This window comes from Rudaea sp. 3F27F6 (assembly GCF_005503555.1).
GTDB lineage: Bacteria > Pseudomonadota > Gammaproteobacteria > Xanthomonadales > Rhodanobacteraceae > Rudaea.
Window position 1 is genome coordinate 394,709 of the sequence record NZ_SCNG01000004.1, and the last position, 20,294, is coordinate 415,002.

General features: G+C 65.1%; 19 protein-coding genes. 7 read left to right on the top strand and 12 right to left on the bottom strand.

Going from position 1 to position 20,294, the window contains the following annotated elements:
* Window positions 1-6: 6 nt before the first annotated feature.
* From bioC to bioB, 4 genes are all read right to left on the bottom strand, one after another.
* Window positions 7-876 carry a malonyl-ACP O-methyltransferase BioC gene (bioC, locus tag FFS30_RS17120; protein ID WP_137914387.1) on the bottom strand — a complete coding sequence of 290 codons (870 nt, stop codon included), beginning with the start codon at window positions 874-876 and terminating at the stop codon, window positions 7-9.
* Window positions 873-1,727, bottom strand: a complete 855-nt coding sequence (gene bioH, locus FFS30_RS17125; protein WP_171014699.1) for a pimeloyl-ACP methyl ester esterase BioH — start codon at window positions 1,725-1,727, stop codon at window positions 873-875. Before bioH ends, bioC begins: the two co-directional genes overlap by 4 nt.
* 109 nt (window positions 1,728-1,836) lie before the next feature.
* On the bottom strand, window positions 1,837-3,048 hold the full coding sequence (bioF, locus tag FFS30_RS17130) for an 8-amino-7-oxononanoate synthase (RefSeq protein ID WP_137914389.1): 1,212 nt from the start codon (window positions 3,046-3,048) through the stop codon (window positions 1,837-1,839).
* Window positions 3,049-3,170: 122 nt separating this feature from the next.
* Window positions 3,171-4,184, bottom strand: a complete 1,014-nt coding sequence (gene bioB, locus FFS30_RS17135; RefSeq protein ID WP_137914390.1) for a biotin synthase BioB — start codon at window positions 4,182-4,184, stop codon at window positions 3,171-3,173.
* Window positions 4,185-4,225: 41 nt separating this feature from the next.
* On the opposite strand from bioB, the gene FFS30_RS17140 reads away from it, so the two are divergent.
* The 4 genes from FFS30_RS17140 (at window position 4,226) to FFS30_RS17155 (ending at window position 9,735) form a co-directional block, all read left to right on the top strand.
* Window positions 4,226-4,999: a ComF family protein gene (locus tag FFS30_RS17140; protein WP_137914391.1), complete on the top strand. Its 774-nt coding sequence runs from the start codon at window positions 4,226-4,228 to the stop codon at window positions 4,997-4,999.
* 150 nt (window positions 5,000-5,149) lie between these two features.
* Window positions 5,150-7,201 (top strand): sodium-translocating pyrophosphatase, encoded by a 2,052-nt coding sequence (locus FFS30_RS17145; protein ID WP_137914392.1) that lies wholly within the window; start codon window positions 5,150-5,152, stop codon window positions 7,199-7,201.
* A gap of 62 nt (window positions 7,202-7,263) precedes the next feature.
* Window positions 7,264-7,536: a hypothetical protein gene (locus FFS30_RS17150; RefSeq protein WP_137914393.1), complete on the top strand. Its 273-nt coding sequence runs from the start codon at window positions 7,264-7,266 to the stop codon at window positions 7,534-7,536.
* Between the two features lie 57 nt (window positions 7,537-7,593).
* On the top strand, window positions 7,594-9,735 hold the full coding sequence (locus FFS30_RS17155) for a prolyl oligopeptidase family serine peptidase (protein WP_137914394.1): 2,142 nt from the start codon (window positions 7,594-7,596) through the stop codon (window positions 9,733-9,735).
* 59 nt (window positions 9,736-9,794) lie between these two features.
* Here the strand turns inward: FFS30_RS17155 and glyS are convergent, their stop codons facing one another.
* Together glyS and glyQ are read right to left on the bottom strand one after the other, a co-directional pair.
* A complete protein-coding gene (gene glyS, locus FFS30_RS17160; RefSeq protein WP_137914395.1) occupies window positions 9,795-11,942 on the bottom strand; it encodes a glycine--tRNA ligase subunit beta in 2,148 nt (715 codons plus the stop codon).
* Window positions 11,942-12,862: a glycine--tRNA ligase subunit alpha gene (gene glyQ / locus FFS30_RS17165; RefSeq protein ID WP_137914396.1), complete on the bottom strand. Its 921-nt coding sequence runs from the start codon at window positions 12,860-12,862 to the stop codon at window positions 11,942-11,944. The genes glyS and glyQ overlap by 1 nt, the downstream gene beginning before the upstream one ends.
* A gap of 99 nt (window positions 12,863-12,961) precedes the next feature.
* Between glyQ and FFS30_RS17170 the strand changes: the two genes are divergently transcribed.
* Window positions 12,962-14,782 carry a GspE/PulE family protein gene (locus FFS30_RS17170; protein WP_137914397.1) on the top strand — a complete coding sequence of 607 codons (1,821 nt, stop codon included), beginning with the start codon at window positions 12,962-12,964 and terminating at the stop codon, window positions 14,780-14,782.
* Window positions 14,783-14,911: 129 nt separating this feature from the next.
* Here the strand turns inward: FFS30_RS17170 and FFS30_RS23920 are convergent, their stop codons facing one another.
* The 5 genes from FFS30_RS23920 to FFS30_RS17190 all read right to left on the bottom strand — a co-directional run bounded on the left by FFS30_RS23920 (window position 14,912) and on the right by FFS30_RS17190 (window position 17,341).
* Window positions 14,912-15,085, bottom strand: a complete 174-nt coding sequence (locus FFS30_RS23920; protein ID WP_171014691.1) for a hypothetical protein — start codon at window positions 15,083-15,085, stop codon at window positions 14,912-14,914.
* Between the two features lie 147 nt (window positions 15,086-15,232).
* Complete coding sequence (gene tatC / locus FFS30_RS17175) at window positions 15,233-16,003, bottom strand: twin-arginine translocase subunit TatC (RefSeq protein WP_137914398.1); 771 nt, start codon at window positions 16,001-16,003, stop codon at window positions 15,233-15,235.
* Complete coding sequence (gene tatB / locus FFS30_RS17180) at window positions 15,990-16,358, bottom strand: Sec-independent protein translocase protein TatB (protein ID WP_137914399.1); 369 nt, start codon at window positions 16,356-16,358, stop codon at window positions 15,990-15,992. The genes tatC and tatB overlap by 14 nt, the downstream gene beginning before the upstream one ends.
* Before the next feature lie 24 nt (window positions 16,359-16,382).
* Entirely contained in the window at window positions 16,383-16,604 is a 222-nt protein-coding gene (gene tatA / locus FFS30_RS17185) for a Sec-independent protein translocase subunit TatA (RefSeq protein WP_137914400.1), read from the bottom strand.
* Window positions 16,605-16,669: 65 nt separating this feature from the next.
* The gene (locus FFS30_RS17190) at window positions 16,670-17,341 is read right to left on the bottom strand and encodes a lipid-binding SYLF domain-containing protein (protein WP_137914401.1); all 672 of its coding nucleotides are present in this window, start codon (window positions 17,339-17,341) and stop codon (window positions 16,670-16,672) included.
* Between the two features lie 96 nt (window positions 17,342-17,437).
* Here FFS30_RS17190 and hemH point away from each other — a divergent pair, with 96 nt between their 5' ends.
* Window positions 17,438-18,478: a ferrochelatase gene (hemH, locus tag FFS30_RS17195; protein ID WP_137914402.1), complete on the top strand. Its 1,041-nt coding sequence runs from the start codon at window positions 17,438-17,440 to the stop codon at window positions 18,476-18,478.
* Window positions 18,465-19,385, top strand: a complete 921-nt coding sequence (locus FFS30_RS17200) for an alpha/beta hydrolase (RefSeq protein WP_137914403.1) — start codon at window positions 18,465-18,467, stop codon at window positions 19,383-19,385. The genes hemH and FFS30_RS17200 overlap by 14 nt, the downstream gene beginning before the upstream one ends.
* Window positions 19,386-19,488: 103 nt before the next feature.
* Here FFS30_RS17200 and FFS30_RS17205 read toward each other — a convergent pair whose 3' ends face one another.
* Window positions 19,489-20,253, bottom strand: a complete 765-nt coding sequence (locus FFS30_RS17205; RefSeq protein ID WP_137914404.1) for a SprT family zinc-dependent metalloprotease — start codon at window positions 20,251-20,253, stop codon at window positions 19,489-19,491.
* Window positions 20,254-20,294: the final 41 nt, after the last annotated feature.

Genomic DNA, 20,294 nt, shown 5'->3' on the forward strand with positions numbered 1-20,294 from the left:
AGCGCTTTAGCGCCGCGAGCCGCGCAGGCGCTCGAGTGGAAAACTTGCGATCTCGCCGCCACCGCGGCCGCGGCGCGGCTGGCCCGGATCGGGCGCCCAGGCATGCGCGTAGATGACTTCGTAAGTCGCCGGCAGCAGGCCGTCGGCGCGAAAGGCCTCGTATGCCTCGATCGCACGGCGATAGTGCGCACGCCCGGTCAGGCCGCGTGCGCGCGCCGGGTCGGCGTTGGTCGCGCCGATCGCTTTCAGCTCGCGCATCAAGGTCGGCGCTTCCTTGTACGTCAGGGTGAAATGCTCGGCATCGAGCACGGGATCGCGGAACCCGCCATACATCAGCGCGTCGCCGACGCGCGCGATATCGGCGAACTGGCTGACGTGCGGCGACCGGTCCGTCTGCGCCCATGCGGCACGCAGCTCGTGCAAGGTGTCGGGACCGAAAGTCGACAGCGCGAGGTAACCGCCGGGACGCAGCACGCGGCGGAATTCATCGAACAGCGCGGGCAGGTCGTCGATCCACTGGACGCAGAGGTTCGAATAGATCACGTCGATACTCGCGTCGGCGAACGGCAGCGCGCGCGCATCGGCATTGACACGCGCGAGCGGACGCAGCCACGCGGGCTTGATCCGGTTCAACATCGGCAATGCCGCATCGAGCGCTATCACCTGCGCGCCTTTCCAGCGCGTGCGCATGGCCTGCGCCGCATGGCCCGGACCGCAGCCGAGATCGAGCACGCGCGCGGGCGCCGCTTCCACGTAGTCGAGACGTTCGAGCAGGCGCTGCTCGACCTCGCGCTGAAGCACGGCGTTCGCCTCGTAGCTCGACGCGGCGCGGCCGAAAGCGCGGCGCACCTGGCGCGTATCGAACGGCGGCGTCATGCGCGTGCAGGGGCGCGGCTTTCGTGCGCCTCGTGCGGAAGAGTCGAATCGGTCGAGCCCGGCTGGTTTGAATCAGGCACAGTCAGCGCGGGCAATCTGTCCGCGAAATCGAAGATCGCTTCGGCCACTTCCTGCGGATGGCTCAGGAACGGCGCATGGCCCGAGTCGATTTCGACGAACTCGCCGCCGGCACTCTGCTGCGATGACCAGCGCATCGCTTCGGACGAGATCAAACGGTCGCGCCGCCCGGCGATCCAGAGACTCGGCATGCGCAGTTCGGCGATACGTGCGCGCAAGTCCGAAGTTTCGAGTACGCGCAGTCCGTCGACGAGCACGCGCATCGGCGGTTCGCCGCGCTCGAATACGCGCGCCTTGAGATCGCGCAGCATCGACTGCGCATTCGCGCTGCCGATCAGTTCGAGGGCGAGAAAACGCTCGATCGCGCGGCAGTAGTCGCGCTGCAGACCGGTGCCGAATTCGGTGAGAACGTTGGGTGCGACGGCGTGCGGCCAATCGGGCGCGCTCAGCAGACGCGGCGATTCGGCGATCTCAACGAGGCCGCGCACATGTTCGGGCGCATCGAGCGCGGCATGCAGGGCGACAAGTCCGCCCATTGACCAGCCGACCCACAGCGCGCGCTGCGGCGTAGCCGCGGCGATACGTGCCGCCCAGTCCCGGGCGTCGACCACCGCCGCGTCGTCGCGGCTGAAACCGTGACCCGGCAAATCGACCAGATGCACGCGGAAACGCTCCGCGAGCAGCGGCGTCAACGGCGCGAAGATGCCGCCGTGCATGGCCCAACCGTGGATCAACACCAGGTCGGGGCCGGCGCCGACCGTTTCGATATGCAAAGTCATGAATGGTTTTTCAGTCGAATTCGAAAAAGAACAGCTTGAGCCACGCAATACACAGAGAGCACCGAAAGGAGCAAATGAACCATCTGAATTTCTTTCCCCGTGCTCAGACCTTGGCTTTGCTCTTGTCGCCACCTTCGCGGCGCGCATGCGCGATCGCGCGTGCAAGCGCGTTGAGGAGTTTTTCCACGTCGGCTTCTTCGTGCAGCGCTGACAAGGTGACGCGCAGCCGCGCCTTACCTTGCGCGACCGTCGGCGGACGAATGGCAGGCACGTAGTAGCCGTCGCTTTCCAGACGCCGCGAAGCGATCAGTGCCGCACGACTCGCGCCGATCAGCACGGGCTGGATCGGCGTGCGCGATGCGACCAGATCAATGCCGCGCTCGCTCGCACCCGCACAGAAGTGAGCGACGAGGCGGCCGAGCTTGGCCCGCCGCCAATCCTCGAAACGCGCGATGTCGACCGCCGCGCTTGTCGCTGCGGCGAGCGCGGGAGGCATCGCCGTCGTGTAGACGTGGGGGCGGGCGAACTGGACGAGGCCGTCGATCAGCGCCTTGCTGCCGGCGACGAAGGCGCCGCCGACGCCGAGCGCCTTGCCGAGCGTCGCCATCAGCACCGGCGCATCGTCCTGCTTCAATTTCGCTTCGACGAGACTGCCGGCGCCTTCCTCGCCGAGCACACCGATGCCGTGGGCGTCGTCGACCATCAGGGTCGCCTGCTGCGCCTTGCACAGCCCGGCGAGTTCGCCCAACGGCGCGATGTCACCGTCCATGCTGAATACACCGTCGGTGGCGACGAGGGCGGCGTGGTCGGCGGACGATTCGAGTTGCCGCCGCGCGCTGCCGACATCGGCGTGCACGTAGCGCTTGAGCGTCGCACCGGACAATCGCGCGCCGTCGATCAGGCAGGCGTGGTTGAGCTTGTCCTGCACACAGACGTCGCCGTCGCCGAGCAAGGTCTGGATCGCGCCGAGATTGGCCATGTAGCCGGTCGAGAACAGCAGCGCGCATTTGCGCCGCGTCCAGCTCGCGAGCTTGTCTTCGAGCGCTTCGTGCTCTTCGCGATGACCGCCGAGCAGATGCGCCGCGGTCGCGCCGACGCCCCACTGCCGCGCCGCGCGGATCAGCGCTTCCTGCAAGCTCGGATGCTGGGCCAGGCCGAGATAATCGTTGCTGGCGAAATTGACCAGGGTCTTGCCGTCGATGCGGATGCGCACGCCGTCGACTTTCTCGACGCTGCGCAGCCGGCGCAGCAGATCCTGCCGCGCGCGTTCGGCTTGGACGGAAGCGAGGCGTTCGATGAGATCGGGACGGGTCATGCTTTTCGCTCGTCATTCCCGCGAAAGCGGGAATCCAGCCTTACGCTTTAGACCGTTTCCAAGAAGCATTGATGACCACGAAGAAGCGGATTCCCGCTTTTGCGGGAATGCCGATCCAAGGGTCAGGCCGCCTCGACGATATCCGCATGCACCGTGCCCGGCTCAAGTTCCACCTGCATCGGCGCAATGCCGAGCCGCGCGAACAGAGCCTGGTCGTGCTCGACGTCGGGATTGCCGGTTGTCAGCAGCTTCTCGCCGTAGAAGATCGAATTTGCGCCGGCGAAGAAGCAGAGCGCCTGCAGCTCGTCGCTCATCTCGGCGCGGCCCGCGGAGAGGCGCACCATCGAGCGCGGCATCAAAATGCGCGCGACCGCGATCGTGCGCACGAACTCGAACGGATCGAGCAGGGCCGTGCCGCTGAGCGGCGTGCCGGCGACCTGGACGAGCCGGTTGATCGGCACCGACTGCGGGTGCTCGGGCAGGTTCGCCAGGGTGTGCAGCAGGCCCGCGCGCTGCTCGCGCGATTCGCCCATGCCGACGATGCCGCCGCAGCAGGTTTTCATGCCGGCCGAGCGCACGTTTTCCAGGGTGTCGAGGCGGTCCTGGTACTCGCGCGTATGAATGATCTCGCCGTAGAACTCCGGCGCCGTGTCGAGATTGTGGTTGTAGTAGTCGAGGCCGGCCGATTTCAGCGTCTGCGCCTGCGGCGCGCTGAGCATGCCGAGCGTGGCGCAGGTTTCCATGCCGAGCGCGCGCACTGCGCCGACCATTTCGGCGACCTTCTCCACGTCGCGGTCCTTCGGTGAGCGCCAGGCCGCGCCCATGCAGAAGCGCGTTGCGCCGGCGGCCTTGGCCTGTTTGGCCTTGTCGAGCACGGCGTCGAGCGACATCAGTTTCTCGGCCTTCACCCCGGTCGCATAGCGCGCGCTCTGCGGACAATAGGCGCAGTCCTCGGGGCAGCCGCCGGTCTTGATCGAAAGCAGGGTGGAGACCTGCACCGCGTTCGCATCGTGATGCGCGCGATGCACGGAGTGCGCGCGCGCAAGCAGATCGTTGAACGGCAGGGCGAATAGCGCGAGCACGTCGGCGCGGCTGGGATTTTCGGGCGTGGAAACGGAATGCAGATGGGCTGACATCGCAAAACTCGCGGCTGGCGTAGACTGCCCGGAGTGTGAATATGCCGATACTTTCTGTCAACCCGAAACAGCCGTCATTGGTTGACAGACTGTGCCGGCGCCTGCAATTCGCGCTGCTACCGCCGCACTGCCTGTTGTGCGGTGCGCGTAGCGGAACGCCGCGCGATCTTTGCCCGGCCTGCGCCGCCGATCTCTCAGCGAACCGTAGTGCCTGCGCGTGCTGCGCCCTGCCGCTGGCAACGCCCGCGGCACTGTGCGGTGAATGCCTGCAGCGCGAGCCGCCGTTCGATGCGGCCTACGCGCCGTTTCTCTACAGCCATCCGCTCGATCTCTTGATGACTCAACTCAAATTCGGCCGCAGCCTCGCCGCCGGACGCGTGCTGAGCGAACTGTGGATTACGGCGCTGCGCGCCGCACTTGCGCAAGGCACTATCGCAGATATACCGGACGCCGTCGTGCCGGTGCCGCTGCACGCGACGCGTCTGCGCGAACGCGGCTACAACCAGACGCTCGAATTGGCCAAGCCGCTCGCGCGTGCCTTGCGCATCGCGCTCGCACCAGGCCTGCTGCGCCGCACACGCGCGACGGCGGCGCAGGCGAATCTCGACGCGGTCGCGCGGCGCAGGAATCTGCGCGGCGCATTCGAAGTCGATGCGAAGGCGCTCGCCGCGGCCGGCGCTCCGGCCCGCGTCGTCCTGCTCGACGACGTGATGACGACCGGCGCGACTCTGCGCGAATGCGCGCGCACGCTCAAGCGCGCAGGCGTGGCACGGGTCGAAGTCTGGGCGCTGGCGCGCGCGCCGCATCGACGCTGAAAGCGGGCCCGCCGGCGGAATCGCGCCGACGCACAAATCCATTCCGCAGCGCAGCTACCCATCTTTGCGAGGCTGGATATACTCGGATGGCTTATTCCGTACCGCCCCATCGTTGTTTCCGTCCATCAGCCTGTTTCTAGGGAGAAAGGCATGTTGCAACAATACGGTTACTGGATCGCGCCCATCTGCGCCCTGCTTGCGATTGTTTACGGCGTCTGGTCGCGAAGTTGGATTCTCGCCAAGCCCGCCGGCAACGAACGCATGCAGCAGATCGCGGCGGCGATCCAGGAAGGCGCGCGCGCCTACTTGAACCGCCAGTACACGACGATCGGCATCGTCGGCGCGGTGTTATTCCTGGTCATCGGATTCGCCTTGAACTGGCCGACCGCGATCGGCTTCGCCATCGGCGCCATTCTCTCGGGCGCCACCGGCTTCATCGGCATGAACGTCTCGGTCGCGGCCAACGTGCGCACGGCCGAAGCCGCGCGCTCGGGCCTCGCCGCCGCCCTCGACGTCGCCTTCCGCGGCGGCGCGATCACCGGCATGCTCGTCGTCGGCCTCGGCCTGCTCGGCGTCGCCGGCTATTACATGGCCCTGCTGCATTTCGGCTTCGATACGACACACGCGCTGCACGCATTGGTCGGCCTCGCGTTCGGCTCGTCGCTGATCTCGATCTTCGCCCGCCTCGGCGGCGGCATCTTCACCAAGGGCGCCGACGTCGGCGCCGATCTGGTCGGCAAGGTCGAAGCCGGCATCCCCGAGGACGATCCGCGCAACCCGGCCGTGATCGCGGACAACGTCGGCGACAACGTCGGCGACTGCGCCGGTATGGCCGCCGACCTGTTCGAGACCTACGCGGTCACCCTGGTCGCGACGATGCTGCTCGGCGGCGTGCTCGCAACCGACCTCGGCGCGAACGGCGTGCTGTATCCGCTCGTGCTCGGCGGCGTATCGATCATCGCTTCGATCATCGGCACGTTCTTCGTCAAGACCAAGCCCGGCGCGAAGATCATGAACGCGCTGTACAAAGGCGTGGCGGTATCGGCGATCATCGCTGCGATCGCGTTCTACTTCATCACCACGCAGTTGATGGGCGGCGCGAAGATCGGTGCGATGAACCTCTATTTCTGCGCGCTGATCGGCCTTGTGCTGACCGCGGCGATGGTCGTCATCACCGAGTACTACACCGCGACCGAGTACGCTCCGGTGCGTCACGTCGCACAGGCCTCGACGACGGGACATGCGACCAACATCATCGCCGGCATCGGCATCTCGATGAAGTCGACCGCCTACCCCGTGCTCGCGGTGTGCGCGTCGATCTGGGGCGCGTATTCACTCGGCGGCCTCTACGGTATCGCCATCGCCGCCACGGCAATGTTGTCGATGACCGGCATGATCGTCGCCCTCGACGCCTACGGCCCAATCACCGACAACGCCGGCGGCATCGCCGAAATGAGCGAGCTGCCGAAGGAAGTGCGCGCCGTGACCGACCCGCTCGACGCGGTCGGCAACACGACCAAGGCGGTGACCAAGGGCTACGCGATCGGCTCGGCCGGCCTTGCCGCGCTCGTGCTGTTCGCCGACTACACGCACAATCTCAATAGCCAGCCCGGCCTCGCCGGCATCACGTTCGATCTGTCGAATCACTACGTCATCATCGGCCTGTTGATCGGCGGCCTTATTCCGTACCTGTTCGCGTCGATGGCGATGGAAGCGGTCGGCCGCTCGGCCGGCTCGGTCGTCGAAGAGGTCCGCCGCCAGTTCCGCGAGATCAAGGGCATCATGGAAGGCACGACCAAGCCCGACTACTCGCGCGCAGTCGACATGCTGACGCGCTCGGCGATCAAGGAAATGATGGTTCCTTCGATCCTGCCCGTGCTCGTGCCGGTGATCATCGTGTTCGGCTTCAAATGGCTCGCCGGCCCGGTCGCCGCGGCGCAAACGCTCGGCGGCCTGCTGATCGGCACCATCGTCACCGGCCTGTTCGTCGCGATCTCGATGACCACGGGCGGCGGCGCCTGGGACAATGCGAAGAAGTACATCGAGGACGGCAACTTCGGCGGCAAGGGCTCGGACGCGCACAAGGCCGCGGTCACCGGCGACACGGTCGGCGATCCGTACAAGGACACCGCGGGCCCCGCGGTCAATCCGCTGATCAAGATCATCAATATCGTCGCGCTGCTGCTGATTCCTTTGTTGTAGTACAAGCACCGCCCTTTCCCGCGGCTCTTGCCGCGGGAAAGGTTGGCGAACGGGAGGTCGTCATGCGCGTTTTCTTGCCTTACGCAAAACTGGTCAGCGAGCATCTGGGTATGTTGCTGCTCGTCGCCCGCATATTGACCGTGATCGGCTGGCTGACGGTGCTATTTGCTGTCTGGTTCATTGCTGTCTCTTTGTCCTCCCCCACCTGGCAATTCGGCGCGCTGAGCGCGACCATCGTCTTCGTCTACGCCTTCGGATTTCTGGTCGTAGGCGGAGTCCTCGCCGCCCTCGTCGCCATCGAGGAAAATCTACGCCGCAGAACCCGCGGATTTTGAAGCGGCCGGCGCACCGGCCAAATCCGAAACCCCATTTCCACACCCAACGGACCTGCCATGAACATTCGCTATTCCGTTCCCGTTGCCCTCGCACTGCTCGCTTCCTGCACTCACGTCGAACAAAAACCCGCTGCCGTGACCCAGAACAAAACCGCCGCCACTGCCACCGCCGAAGACCCTTATCTCTGGCTCGAAGACACCGATAGCGCGAAGGCGCTCGACTGGGTCAAGGCGCGCAATGCCGAGTCGGTCAAGGCCTACGGCTCCTCGCCCGAGTTCGAGAAGACACGCGACGCGATCCTCGAAGTGATGGATTCGGACGCGCGCATTCCCTACGTCGCCAAGATGGGCGAGCACTACTACAACTTCTGGAAGGACAAGGCGAATCCACGCGGCATCTGGCGGCGCACGACGTTCGCCGAATACCGCAAGGATCATCCGACATGGGAGACGCTGATCGACGTGGATGCGCTCGGCAAGGCCGAGGGCGTCAACTGGGTGTTCGAGCAATGGGATTGCCTGAAACCGGAATACCGGCATTGCCTCATCTCCCTGTCGCGCGGCGGCGCAGACGCGACCGTCGTGCGCGAGTACGACCTCAAAACCAAGTCGTGGGTCAAAGACGGCTTCAGCCTGCCCGAAGCGAAAACGCAGGTCACCTGGATCGACAAGGATCGCCTCTACGTCGCCACCGATTTCGGCCCCGGCTCGATGACCAAGTCGAGCTATCCGCGCATCGTCAAAGAATGGAAGCGCGGCACGCCGCTGGCCGACGCGAAGACCGTGTACGAAGGCAAGGAAGACGACCTCTCGATCAGCGCCTATCGCGACCATACGCCCGGCTTCGAGCACGATTTCGTCACCCGCGCGATCGATTTCTGGAGCAGCGAGAATTTCCTGCGCGGCAAGGACGGCAAGCTGACCAAGATCGACATCCCGCTCGACGCGGCACGCTTCGAAACGCAACGCGAATGGATGACGGTGCAGCTGCGCAGCGCGTGGACGGTCGGCGCCAACACCTATCCGTCCGGTTCGCTGATCGCGATCAAGTTCAACGACTTCCTCGCCGGCAAGCGCGACTTCGCCGTGTTGTTCGCGCCGACCGAGTCGACCTCGCTCGCCGGCTATTCGTGGACGCGCCATCACTTGATCCTCGAGACGATGAAGGACGTCGTCAGCCAACTCGAAGTGCTCACACCGCCCGCCAAGGCCGGCGCTGAATGGAAGCGCGCACCGCTCGGCGGCGCGCCGGCACTGTCGACGATCTCGGCGCACGTCATCGATGCCGATGCGAGCGACGCCTACTTCCTCACCGTCACCGGCTTCCTCGAGCCGACCACGCTGTACTACGGCACGCTCGGTCAGGGCGAGGCGAAACCGCTCAAGCACAGCCCGAGCTTCTTCGACGCATCGAAGTATCGCGTGCAGCAGAACTTCGCCACGTCCAAGGACGGCACGCGCGTGCCCTACTTCGTCATCGGGCCGAAAGAGATGAAGCTCGACGGCAGCAACCCGACCCTGCTGTACGGTTACGGCGGTTTCGAAATTTCGCTGCAGCCGTCCTACTCCGGCGGTATCGGCCGTGCATGGCTCTCACGCGGCGGCGTCTATGTGCTCGCGAACATTCGCGGCGGCGGCGAATACGGTCCACGCTGGCATCAGGCCGCGCTCAAGGGCAACCGCCTGCGCGCTTACGAGGACTTCGCCGCGGTTGCCGAAGACCTGTTCGCGAAAAAGATCACCTCGCAGCCGCATCTCGGCGCGATGGGCGGCAGCAACGGCGGCCTGCTCATGGGCAATATGCTCACGCTGTATCCGCAGCTCTGGAGCGCGATCGTCTGCCAGGTGCCCCTGCTCGACATGAAGCGCTACACACATCTGTCCGCGGGCGCATCGTGGATCGCCGAATACGGCGACCCCGACAAGCCGGAGGAATGGGCTTTCATTAAGACGTTCTCGCCGTACCAGAATGTGGCGAAAGGCAAGAAGTACCCGCCGACGCTGTTCACCACCTCGACGCGCGACGACCGCGTCGGCCCGCACCAGGCGCGCAAGATGGCCGCGCGCATGCTCGAGTACGGCGACGACGTGTCGCTCTACGAAAACATCGAAGGCGGCCACGGCGCCGCGGCCGACAACAAGCAGGCCGCGTTCATGTCGGCGCTCGGCTACGAGTACCTCTGGAATCACGTGAAGTAGGCGACTCGTTCACGCCCGAAAAAAAGCCCGCATCGCGCGGGCTTTTTTTGTTTCGCCGATCAGCTTCCGGGCAACAGCGAAATGTCCGCCACGTCGAGGAACATGCCGCGCAGCCGGTTGAGCAAGGCCAGGCGATTGGCGCGCTTGGCCGCATCGTCGACCATCACCATGACCGCGTCGAAGAACTTGTCGACCGGCTCGCGCAGGCCGGCGAGCTGCTGCAAGGTTTCGACATAGCGGCCTTGCGCGGCGAGCGGCGCGATCGCCGCGGCCGTCGCGTCGACGGCACGGTGCAGATCGGTTTCGGCACCAGCATCCAGCAAGGCGGGATCGACCTTGTTGCCGGGCTCGCCGCCGGCCTGGCGCAGGATATTGCCGATGCGCTTGTTCGCCGCAGCGAGCGCCTGCGCCTGCGGCAGCTTGGCGAATTCGACCACGGCGCGCAGGCGGCGGTCGAAGTCGGTCAGGTCGGCCGGCGCGAGCGCGCGCACGGCCTCGAAGGCTTCGGCGGAAACGCCCTGGTCGGCGTAGTAGCTGCGCAGGCGGTCGAGTACGAATTCGTAAAGTTCGCCGAGCAGGCTTTCGCGGCGCGCGCCCGCGTCGAGCGCCGGCTGCTTGCCGTCCTTGCCCTTCGGCAAGCCCGCGGCGAGCGCGGACTCGGGCAGCAGTTGCAACGCTTCGATCAACAGCGCCTTGAGATCGAGCTGCAAGCCGCCTTCGATCAAGGTGCGCGCAAGTCCGAGCGCGGCACGGCGCAGAGCGAACGGATCCTTGTTGCCGCTCGGCTTGAGGCCGACGGCGAAGATGCCGGCGAGCGTGTCGATACGTTCGGCGACGGCGAGCACCTGGCCGACCTTGCCCTGCGCGATCGTGTCGCCGGCAAAGCGCGGCGCGTAAAACTCGTCGAGCGCCTGCGCGACCTCGGCATTCTCGCCGTTCGCCGTCGCGTAGTAACGGCCCATCACGCCCTGCAGTTCGGGGAACTCGCCGACCATGCGCGTCAACAGATCGCATTTCGACAATGCGGCCGCGCGCGTGGCGAGGCCCGCATCGACGTCGAGTCGATTGGCGATCACACGCGCCAATTCGGCGACGCGCACGCTCTTGTCCCAGACGCTGCCGAGACTCTGCTGATACGTGACTGACTTCAACCCGTCCTGCTGCGCGGCCAGCGGCGCCTTCAGGTCTTCGTCCCAGAAGAATTTCGCGTCGGCGAAGCGCGGGCGGATGACGCGCTCGTAGCCCTTGCTGATCTCGGCCGGGTCTTTCGATTCGATATTGGCGATGCCGATGAAATGTTCGGTCAGCTTGCCGTTCGCGTCGAACACCGGCACGAACTTCTGGTTCGTCTCCATCGTCATCACCAGCGCTTCCTGCGGCACGGCGAGGAAGTCGCGCTCGAACGTGCAGGCAATCGCAACCGGCCATTCGGTCAGGTTGGCGATCTCGTTGCAGAGCGCATCGGAGAGACGCGGCACACCGCCGGTCTGCTGCGCGGCGCGCGCGACTTCTTCGCGCACCTTCGCGCGCCGCTCGGCCGGATCGGCCAGCACCTGCGCCGCGCGCAAGGCATCGAGCCAGGGATCGGCATCGGCGACATGCACCGGCTGCGGATGATGAAAGCGATGGCCGCGCGACTGGCGCCCGGACTGCAAACCGAGAATCTCGCCGTCGACGATGTCGCTGCCGTAGAGCATGACCAGCCAATGCGCCGGGCGCACGAAGGCGTAGTCGTGATCGGCCCAGCGCATCGGCTTCGGGATCGGCAGCGCTTTGAGCGCCTCGACGACGATCTCGGCAACGAGCGCGACGGTCGGCCGGCCTGGCTTCTCGCTGCGCGCGACGAAACGCTCGCCTTTGGCGTCGGTGATACGCTGCAGCTGCTCCACCGCAATGCCGTTTTTCGCGGCAAAACCGGTCAGCGCAGGCGTCGGCGCACCGCTCGCGTCGAGGCCGATGTTCAGATACGGCCCCAGCACTTCGGACTTCTGCGACGGCTGTTCGGCAGCCACTTCGGGGACCAACACGGCGAGGCGGCGCGGAGAGCAGTACGTCTTCGTGCCGGCCAGATCGGCATCGATTCCGCGTTTCTTCAGGCCTTCGCCGATGCCGTTCGCGAACGCGGCGGCGAGTTCATCGAGCGCCTTCGGCGGCAGTTCTTCGGTGCCCAGTTCGATCAGCAGGGACTTCTTCGTCGCCGTGGACATCAGGCGGCTTCCTTCTTGTTCTTGATTGCCGAATTTTTCAAACCCGGAAATCCGAGTTTCTCGCGCTGCGCGTAATAGGCCTCGGCCACCGCCTTGGCCAGATTGCGTACGCGCAGGATGTAGCGCTGGCGTTCGGTCACGCTGATCGCGCGGCGTGCGTCGAGCAAGTTGAACGTGTGGCTGGCCTTCATCACCTGCTCATAAGCCGGCAGCGGCAGTCCCGCTTCGACGAGCTTCTTCGCTTCGCCCTCGCAGGTGTCGAACCAGGCGAACAGCTTCTCGACGTTCGCGTGCTCGAAGTTGTAGGTGCTCTGTTCGATTTCGTTCTGCAGGAACACGTCGCCGTAGGTGACGACGCCGTGCGGCGCCTGCGTCCAGACCAGGTTGTAGACGTTGTCGACGTTCTGCAGATACATCGCGAGGCGTTCGAGACCATACGTGATCTCGCCGGTAACCGGCTTGCATTCGAGGCCACCGGCCTGCTGGAAGTAGGTGAACTGGGTCACTTCCATGCCGTTGAGCCAGACTTCCCAGCCGAGGCCCCAGGCGCCGAGCGTCGGCGATTCCCAGTTGTCCTCAACGAAGCGCAGGTCGTGCACGAGCGGATCGACGCCGAGTTCCTTGAGCGAGCCGATGTACAAATCGAGGATATTGTCCGGATTCGGCTTCATCACCACCTGATACTGATAGTAATGCTGCAGGCGGTTCGGGTTCTGGCCGTAGCGGCCGTCGGTCGGGCGGCGCGAGGGCTGCACATAGGCCGCGGCCCACGGCTCGGGACCGAGCGAGCGCAGAAAGGTCGCCGGATGGAAGGTGCCGGCGCCGACTTCGGTGTCGAGCGGCTGCAGCAACACACAACCTTGCTGCGCCCAATAGCGGTTCAAGGTCTGGATCATGTCTTGAAAGGTCGGGCCGGGCATGCGAATCAGGTCCTGGAGCACGGTTGCGGGCGGAAAGCGCGCTAGTATATCGGCTGAAACGCGACTACGCCGCGGCAGCAAGGGTGAATCGGGAGTCCCATGGCCATCGCTCCACAACGCAATGCGCCGGCCGCCGCGCCGACGGCCAAGGCCGACCCCGAGCTTTCGCTGCATCGCAAGCTCGACCTCGAAGCCGTGCTCGGCGTGCTCGTGCGCGACGGCATCCTCGCCGACGAGGACGTGCTCAAAGTCCGCGCCGACGCGCGCACCGCGCGCAACAAGATCGAACTGCATCCGCTCGCCCTGATCGCCAACCTCAAGCTGGTCAATGCGCGCGACAAGAAGCCGCTCAGTCTCGAAGTGCTGACCCAGTGGCTCGCCGACAAGGCCGCGCTGCCGTATCTCAAGATCGACCCGATGAAGGTCGACGTCGCCGCCGTGACCCAGGTGATCTCGCACGCTTACGCGCAGCGCTACCGCATTCTGCCGGTCGAGGTGTCGAGCCAGCAGGTGACGATCGCGAGCTGCGAGCCGTTCGATACGCGCTGGCTCGCCGACATCGGCCATGTGCTGCGCCGCGAAGTGCATCGCGTCGTCGTCAATCCGGTCGACCTGCAGCGCTATCTGGTCGAGTTCTACGGCGTGCAGCGTTCGATCCAGCGCGCACGCGACGCGAAGACCGACACGAATGCGATTCTCAACTTCGAGCAGTTGCTCGAACTCGGCAAGTCGGGCGACGTCGGCGCCGACGATCGCCACGTCGTCCATATCGTCGACTGGCTGCTGCAGTACGCATTCGAGCAGCGCGCGTCCGACATCCATCTCGAACCGCGCCGCGAGATGAGCCCGATCCGCTTCCGCATCGACGGCGTGATGCACAAAGTGTTCGAGCTGCCGACGCCGGTGATGACTGCGGTCACCGCGCGCGTGAAAATTCTCGGCCGCATGGACCTCGCCGAGAAGCGCCGTCCGCAGGACGGCCGCATCAAGACGCGCTCGGCCGGCGGCCGCGAAGTCGAACTGCGCCTGTCGACCATGCCGACCGCGTTCGGCGAGAAAGTCGTGATGCGCGTGTTCGACCCTGACATCGTGGTCAAGGAATTCCGCCAGCTCGGCTTCTCGATGGACGAAGAGCTGATCTGGCGCAGTCTGGTCGAACGACCGCACGGCATCGTGCTCGTCACCGGCCCGACCGGCTCGGGCAAGACGACGACCTTGTATTCGACGCTCAAGCACTTGGCGACGCCCGACATCAATGTCTGCACGGTCGAAGACCCGATCGAAATGGTCTCGCCGGAATTCAACCAGATGCAGGTGCAGGCTTCGATCGATCTCGATTTCGCCACGGGCGTGCGTACGCTGATGCGCCAGGACCCCGACATCATCATGGTCGGCGAAATCCGCGATCTCGAAACCGCGCAGATGGCGATCCAGGCTTCGCTGACCGGCCATCTCGTGCTTTCGACCCTGCACACCAACGACGCGCCGAGCGCGCTGCCGCGCCTGCTCGATCTCGGCGCGCCGCACTATCTGATCCAATCGACCCTGACCGGCGTCGTCGCGCAGCGCCTCGTGCGCACGCTGTGTCCGCACTGCAAGACCGAGACGAAGCTCGACCTGCGCGCCTGGGACGCGCTCGTGCATCGCTGGAACATCCCGCCGCCGGCGCGCGTGTACGGCCCGACCGGCTGCCTCGAATGCCGCAACACCGGCTTCCTCGGACGCACCGGCATCTACGAAATGATGCGCATCTCCGCGCCGATCCGGCGCATGATCCAGCCCGAGATCGATCTTGGCCGGCTCAACGAAGCGGCTTTGGCCGAAGGCATGCGGCCGTTGCGCGTGTCCGCCGCGGCCCAGGTCGCGCGCGGCGTGACCACGATATCCGAGGTGATCGGCGTGCTGCCGCCGGTGGAGTGACGGCCGCCGCAGCATTGTATACATTGCGGCGTTTTGCCATCGCGCAGAAACGAAAAAGCGGCCGGTGGCCGCTTTTTTTCTCCTGCCGCAGCGGTCGTGCTGCGGTTCGCAACAATTCGGTGGTCTTGCTTACTTCTTGGTCTTGCGTGCCGTCGCGGCCTTGGCGAGGAAGTTGTTGATCGCCTCGTTGGTCACGTCGTACAGGGGTCGGCCCGCGTTCGCCGCAGCGGCCTTGAGCGCATCGCGCACCTTCTTGGAAACGCGCAACGAAGCGTCGCGGGTCTCTTCTTCGTTCTTTGCCATAGGGGGTACTCCGAATAGGGGTATAGAGCAGCTAAGGAGATTGCGTAAACATTGTATACAGGGGTTGGTGAAATGCAACGTGCGAACGCAGCACTGTGTACTTTGTAACAATGATAAAAAGTCCGCCCGGACGGGCGGCCTGTCCGTTCACGTTCCGGTGGGGTCCGGACGGCTCTCGGCCTGCGGTTTGATCAGGAAGCGCGCACCGATGATGCCGAGCTCGTAGAGCACGCACATCGGGATCGCGAGCATCAGCATCGACAACGCGTCGGGCGGGGTGAGGAAGGCTGCGACCACGAACGAAGCGACGATCGCGTAACGCCGGCTTTCGACCAACTGCGCCGGTGTGACCACGCCGACGACGACGAGAATCAGCAGCACCACCGGAATCTCGAAGCACAATCCGAACGCGAGAAACAGCAGTACGGCGAAGTCGAGGTATTTGCCGATGTCGGGCGATACCGTCACGCCGGCCGGCGCGAACGCGGCGGTGAACTTCGCCACCGCCGGCAGCACGAGAAAGTAGGCGAAGGCGCAGCCGATGTAGAACAGCACCACCGCCGAGACCAGGATCGGCACGGCGAGGCGTTTTTCGTGCTTGTACAGACCCGGCGCGACGAACGCCCAGAGCTGGTAGAGCACGACCGGCATCGCCAGCACGAGGGCGACGAAGAAGGCGAACTTGACCGGAATCAGGAACGGCGCGATCACCTCGATCGCGATCATCGTCCCGCCGTTCGGCAGATGCGAGACCAGCGGCAGGGCCAGCCAGCCGTAGAGCTTGTTCGCGAACGGCAGCAAACACAGCAGCAAGATCATCACCGCCGCGACCGCCTTGAGCAGGCGCGCGCGCAGTTCGATCAGATGCGAGATGAAACTCTGCTCGCCATCCTCGCCCTGAGATTCAGTGTTGCTCATGGCGCAGAGTGTCGGGAGGCGGAGGCGGGGCCGAAGGCGGCGGCTCGATGGGTGGCACAGCGGTCGCTTCGATTTCCCTGGCGGTCTGTTGGACCGAAGATTGAATACCGGCCGAAGTGTTGCGCAGGTCGTTGTGCAGGTCCGTCGCGGCGCGCTTGGCTTCTTCGATGCTGCGTTTCAGATCTTCGGCCTGCAGTTCGCGTTCGATCTCGTCGCGCACGCTCTGCCAGCTGTTGCGCGCACGCCGCGCCAGCGCGCCCGCGGTGCGCGCCACTTTGGGCAGGCGCTCCGGGCCGAGCACGAGCAGGGCCACGACCGCGATCAAGCCAATCTCGCCGAAACTGAAATCAAACATGGCTCCGCGCCCGCTGCGATTGCGTCAGTGCGAATCCACCTTGCTGGAATTGCTTTTCGCGTTGTCGTTCTGCGTCGGCGGATCGGCCTTCAACTGCGCCTGATCGTCCGGATCGGCGATGCCTTTTTTGAAGCCCTTGATCGCCGACCCGAGGTCCTCGCCGATATTGCGCAGCCGCTTCGTGCCGAACACGAGGGCGACGATGACGAGAAGAATGAGCCAATGCCAGATGCTGAAACCACCCATTTGCGACCTCCAAAAACCGCTTCAATCAATGGTTGGCATCATATCCCATCGCCGCTGCGGAAACCTTAGTGGCCGTACTCTTCGAGGCGATCGCGGAAGTCCACGACCGGGTTCGGCACATTGCTGACGCCGCCGGCGAAAATGCGCCGCGGCGTCACGCCGGCGCCATAGACGGCGGCATTCGCGTCGTTGTCGATCGAGATCACCGAGCCGTCGAGCGCGGCGCCGGCAAACAGACCGCGTGCGCGCGAGTACGAGAAGATTTCCGCCTTGAGCTGGGCGTCGGTCGAGGCCTGCGCCGTGCGCCCGACCGGGCCGGCCGCGGCCGAGGCGTCCGCGCCGAGCGTGAACTTGCCGTGCACGATCGAATCAACGCCGCGTTGGGTGCGGAACACGAGGATCACGTCGGTCGACGACACACCGGCCTGGAAACCGATGCTGCCACCCGACATCGAAATGAAGCTCGGATTGCTCCAAGTGCCGTTTTCGGTTTTCACCGACAGCAGCCCGAGACCGTGGCGGCCGCCGATCACGAGCCCCGCCTTGATCACGTCGGGAATCACCGCGACCGCGTAGGCATTGGCGATCATGTCCGACGGCAGCCCCTTGTCGGGGGCCTGGGTCAAGTCGCGCAGCACGCGCACGGCGTTGGCCGCACGCTGGTTCTCGGCCTCGCCGGCAAACACGGTTGGGACACAGGCGAAAATCGACGCAAGAACGAGCAACCAATACTTCACGAGAACTCCTCGAAGGTGACAATGTGGAAAAAGTAGACCCACGCGCATGAACACGACGGCAACCGGACCGGCCTGCGGTCCACGTATAATTGCACGATGACCGACATTATCGCGCCGCAACCAGCTTCCGCGCAGGCGCCTGGCGCGAAAACCACGGTACTTCTCGTCAACCTCGGCACGCCGGACGCACCGACGCCGGCTGCCGTGCGCCGCTATCTCGCGGAATTCCTCTCCGATCCGCGCGTGATCGAGACACCGCGCTGGCTGTGGTGGCCGATCCTGCACGGCGTGATTTTGCGCATACGCCCGGCGCGTTCTGCGCACGCCTATTCGAGTATCTGGACCGAGCAAGGTTCCCCATTGCTGGTTCTCAGCCGCGCGCTGAGCGAAAAGCTGCGCGGCGTTTTCGCTCCCACGGACGTGAATGTCGAGCTTGCGATGCGCTACGGCACGCCGTCGATTCGTGACGTGATCGCTCGTCTGCACGGCGAAGGCGTGCGCCGGCTGCTCGTGCTGCCGCTGTATCCGCAATACTCCGCCGCCTCGACCGGCTCGGCCTTCGACGCGACCACGCGCGCGTTGCAGACGCTGCGCTGGCCGCCCGAGCTGCGCTTCGTCAACGACTATCACGACGATCCTCGGCATATCGACGCGCTCGCTGCGAGTGTGCAGGCGCATTGGCAGCAGCACGGCCGCGCGCAGAAGCTGCTGCTGTCGTTCCACGGTCTGCCGCAGAGCTGCATCGATCGCGGCGATCCGTATCTCGATCATTGCCGCGCGACGACCCGCCTCCTGCAAGCGAAACTCGGCTTGAACGACAGCGAATGCGCGTTGAGCTTCCAGTCGCGCGTCGGCCGCGAAGTATGGATCAAGCCGTATACGGAAGAGCTGCTCGATCGCTGGCCCAGCGAGGGCGTGCGCAAAATCCAAGTGCTCTGCCCCGGCTTCGCCGTGGATTGTCTGGAAACGCTCGAAGAAATCGCCATCCGGGATCGCGCGCGTTTCATCGCCGCGGGCGGCGAGTCGCTCGACTATATCCCGGCGCTCAATTCGCAAGACACCCAAGTCGATGCGCTCGCCGGACTGATCCGGCGCCATCTGCAAGGCTGGACGGAAGCGACGCATGCAAGCGCGTGAGCTGACGATCGCGACACCGCACCTGCGTCTCGCCGCCAAGGCCTGGGGCGATCCTGCGCTGCCGCCGCTGCTTGCGATCCACGGCTGGCTCGACAATGCGGCGAGCTTCGATACGCTCGCGCCACTGCTCGCCGAACACTTCCATATCGTCGCGCTCGACCTGCCGGGCCACGGCCGCTCGCAGCATCGTCCGCCCGGCGTGCGCTATCACTTCATCGACTATCTCGACGACGTGCTCGCCGCGGCCGATGCGCTCGGCTGGGAACGTTTCAGCCTGCTCGGCCATTCGCTCGGCGGCGGCGTTGCGAGTTTCCTTGCCGCCGCATTTCCCGAGCGCGTGCAGAATCTGTTTCTCATCGAAGTCGCCGGCGCGGTCAGCGCACCGGCCGACAAATCGCTGGCGCAACTGCAGAAAGGCATCGTGCAGTTCCGCGAGAACGCCGCCAAACAACTGCGCGTATTCACCAATATCGACATCGCCGTCACCGCACGGCGCAACGCCGGCGGCCTTTCGGATGACGCAGCGCGTACCCTCGTGTTGCGAGGCATCCGTGAAGTCGAAGGCGGCTGGTCCTGGTCGTCCGATCCGCGTTTGATGCCGGCCTCACCGCAGCGCTTCACCGAAGATCAGGTGCTCGACGTGCTCGCCGGCGTGCACGCACCGACTCTGTTCGTGCTCGCCGAACCGATGGCCCTGCAGATTCCTGAAGCGGCGATGCTCGCACGCGCTGCGCAAATACCGAATCTGGCTCTCGTGCGCCTGCCCGGCAACCATCATCTGCATCTGGAAAACGCCGAGCCGGTGGCCGAGGCGATCCTGCACTTCGTGCAATTTCCTCCGCCGTCGCCCGATCAGGCCGATGCGATCGCACCCGCTTCGCGCAAGAACTCGCGCATAGAGTCATAACCCGAGAACAGATGGCTCGCGCTGCCGAGTCTCGTCGCGGCAGCGATATTGCCGGGCATATCGTCGATATAGGCGGCGCGCCGCGCGCCCCGCCACACCGACGTCAGGCTTCGATCAAGCGCGCCAATTCCGCTTTGAGTGCATGCCCGCGCGCCTTGAGCCATTCACGCTGCTCTTTCCAGTCGGGATAGAGCGAACCGACGAGAGCCCAGAATCGCGGCGAGTGGTCGCGGTAGCGCAGGTGGCAAAGTTCGTGGATAACGACGTATTTGAGCGCTTCGGGCGGCGCGAGCGCAAGGGCGAGATCGAGGGTGACCGCATCGCGCGTGTCGAGGCTGCCCCAGAGGCTCTTCAGCGGCTTCACGCGCACGCCGGTCGGCGCGCGGCCGAGTTCGGGCACGTAGCGGGCGAACAGGCGCGAGACATCGCGGCGGATTTGCGCCTGCAGGAACGAATGCAGCAATGAACGCACCGCCGACAGCGTGCGCTTGTTGTGCGGTTTCGGCAGGGTGAGCACGAGGCGGTCCTCGCCGTCGAGTTCGATATGCGGGAAGGCACCGTCGCGCCAGATCAGGCGCTTGGTTTCGCCGCGCAGAGGAATCAGCGTCGGGCGACCCGGTTCGATCGGTGGCGGCGCGTCTTCGAGTTGCAATTCGTCGAGCTTACGTTCGAGCCAGTTCGCATGTTTGCGCAGGAAGGCGAAGACCTGCGCAGGATGCGTCGAAGGCGGATAGGAAACGCGCGCGCCGCCAGACGTAACGGTCAGGCGCAGGCGCCGGGCACGTGGGTGCGCGGCACGCAATACCTTGATCGTATCGCCGTCGTCGGTCGCGAGTTCCAGATAATCGTTCTGCTCTGCCAAGGTCATACCTATAAACCTCATTGTTGCCTCGGCGTCGCGTGACCGGA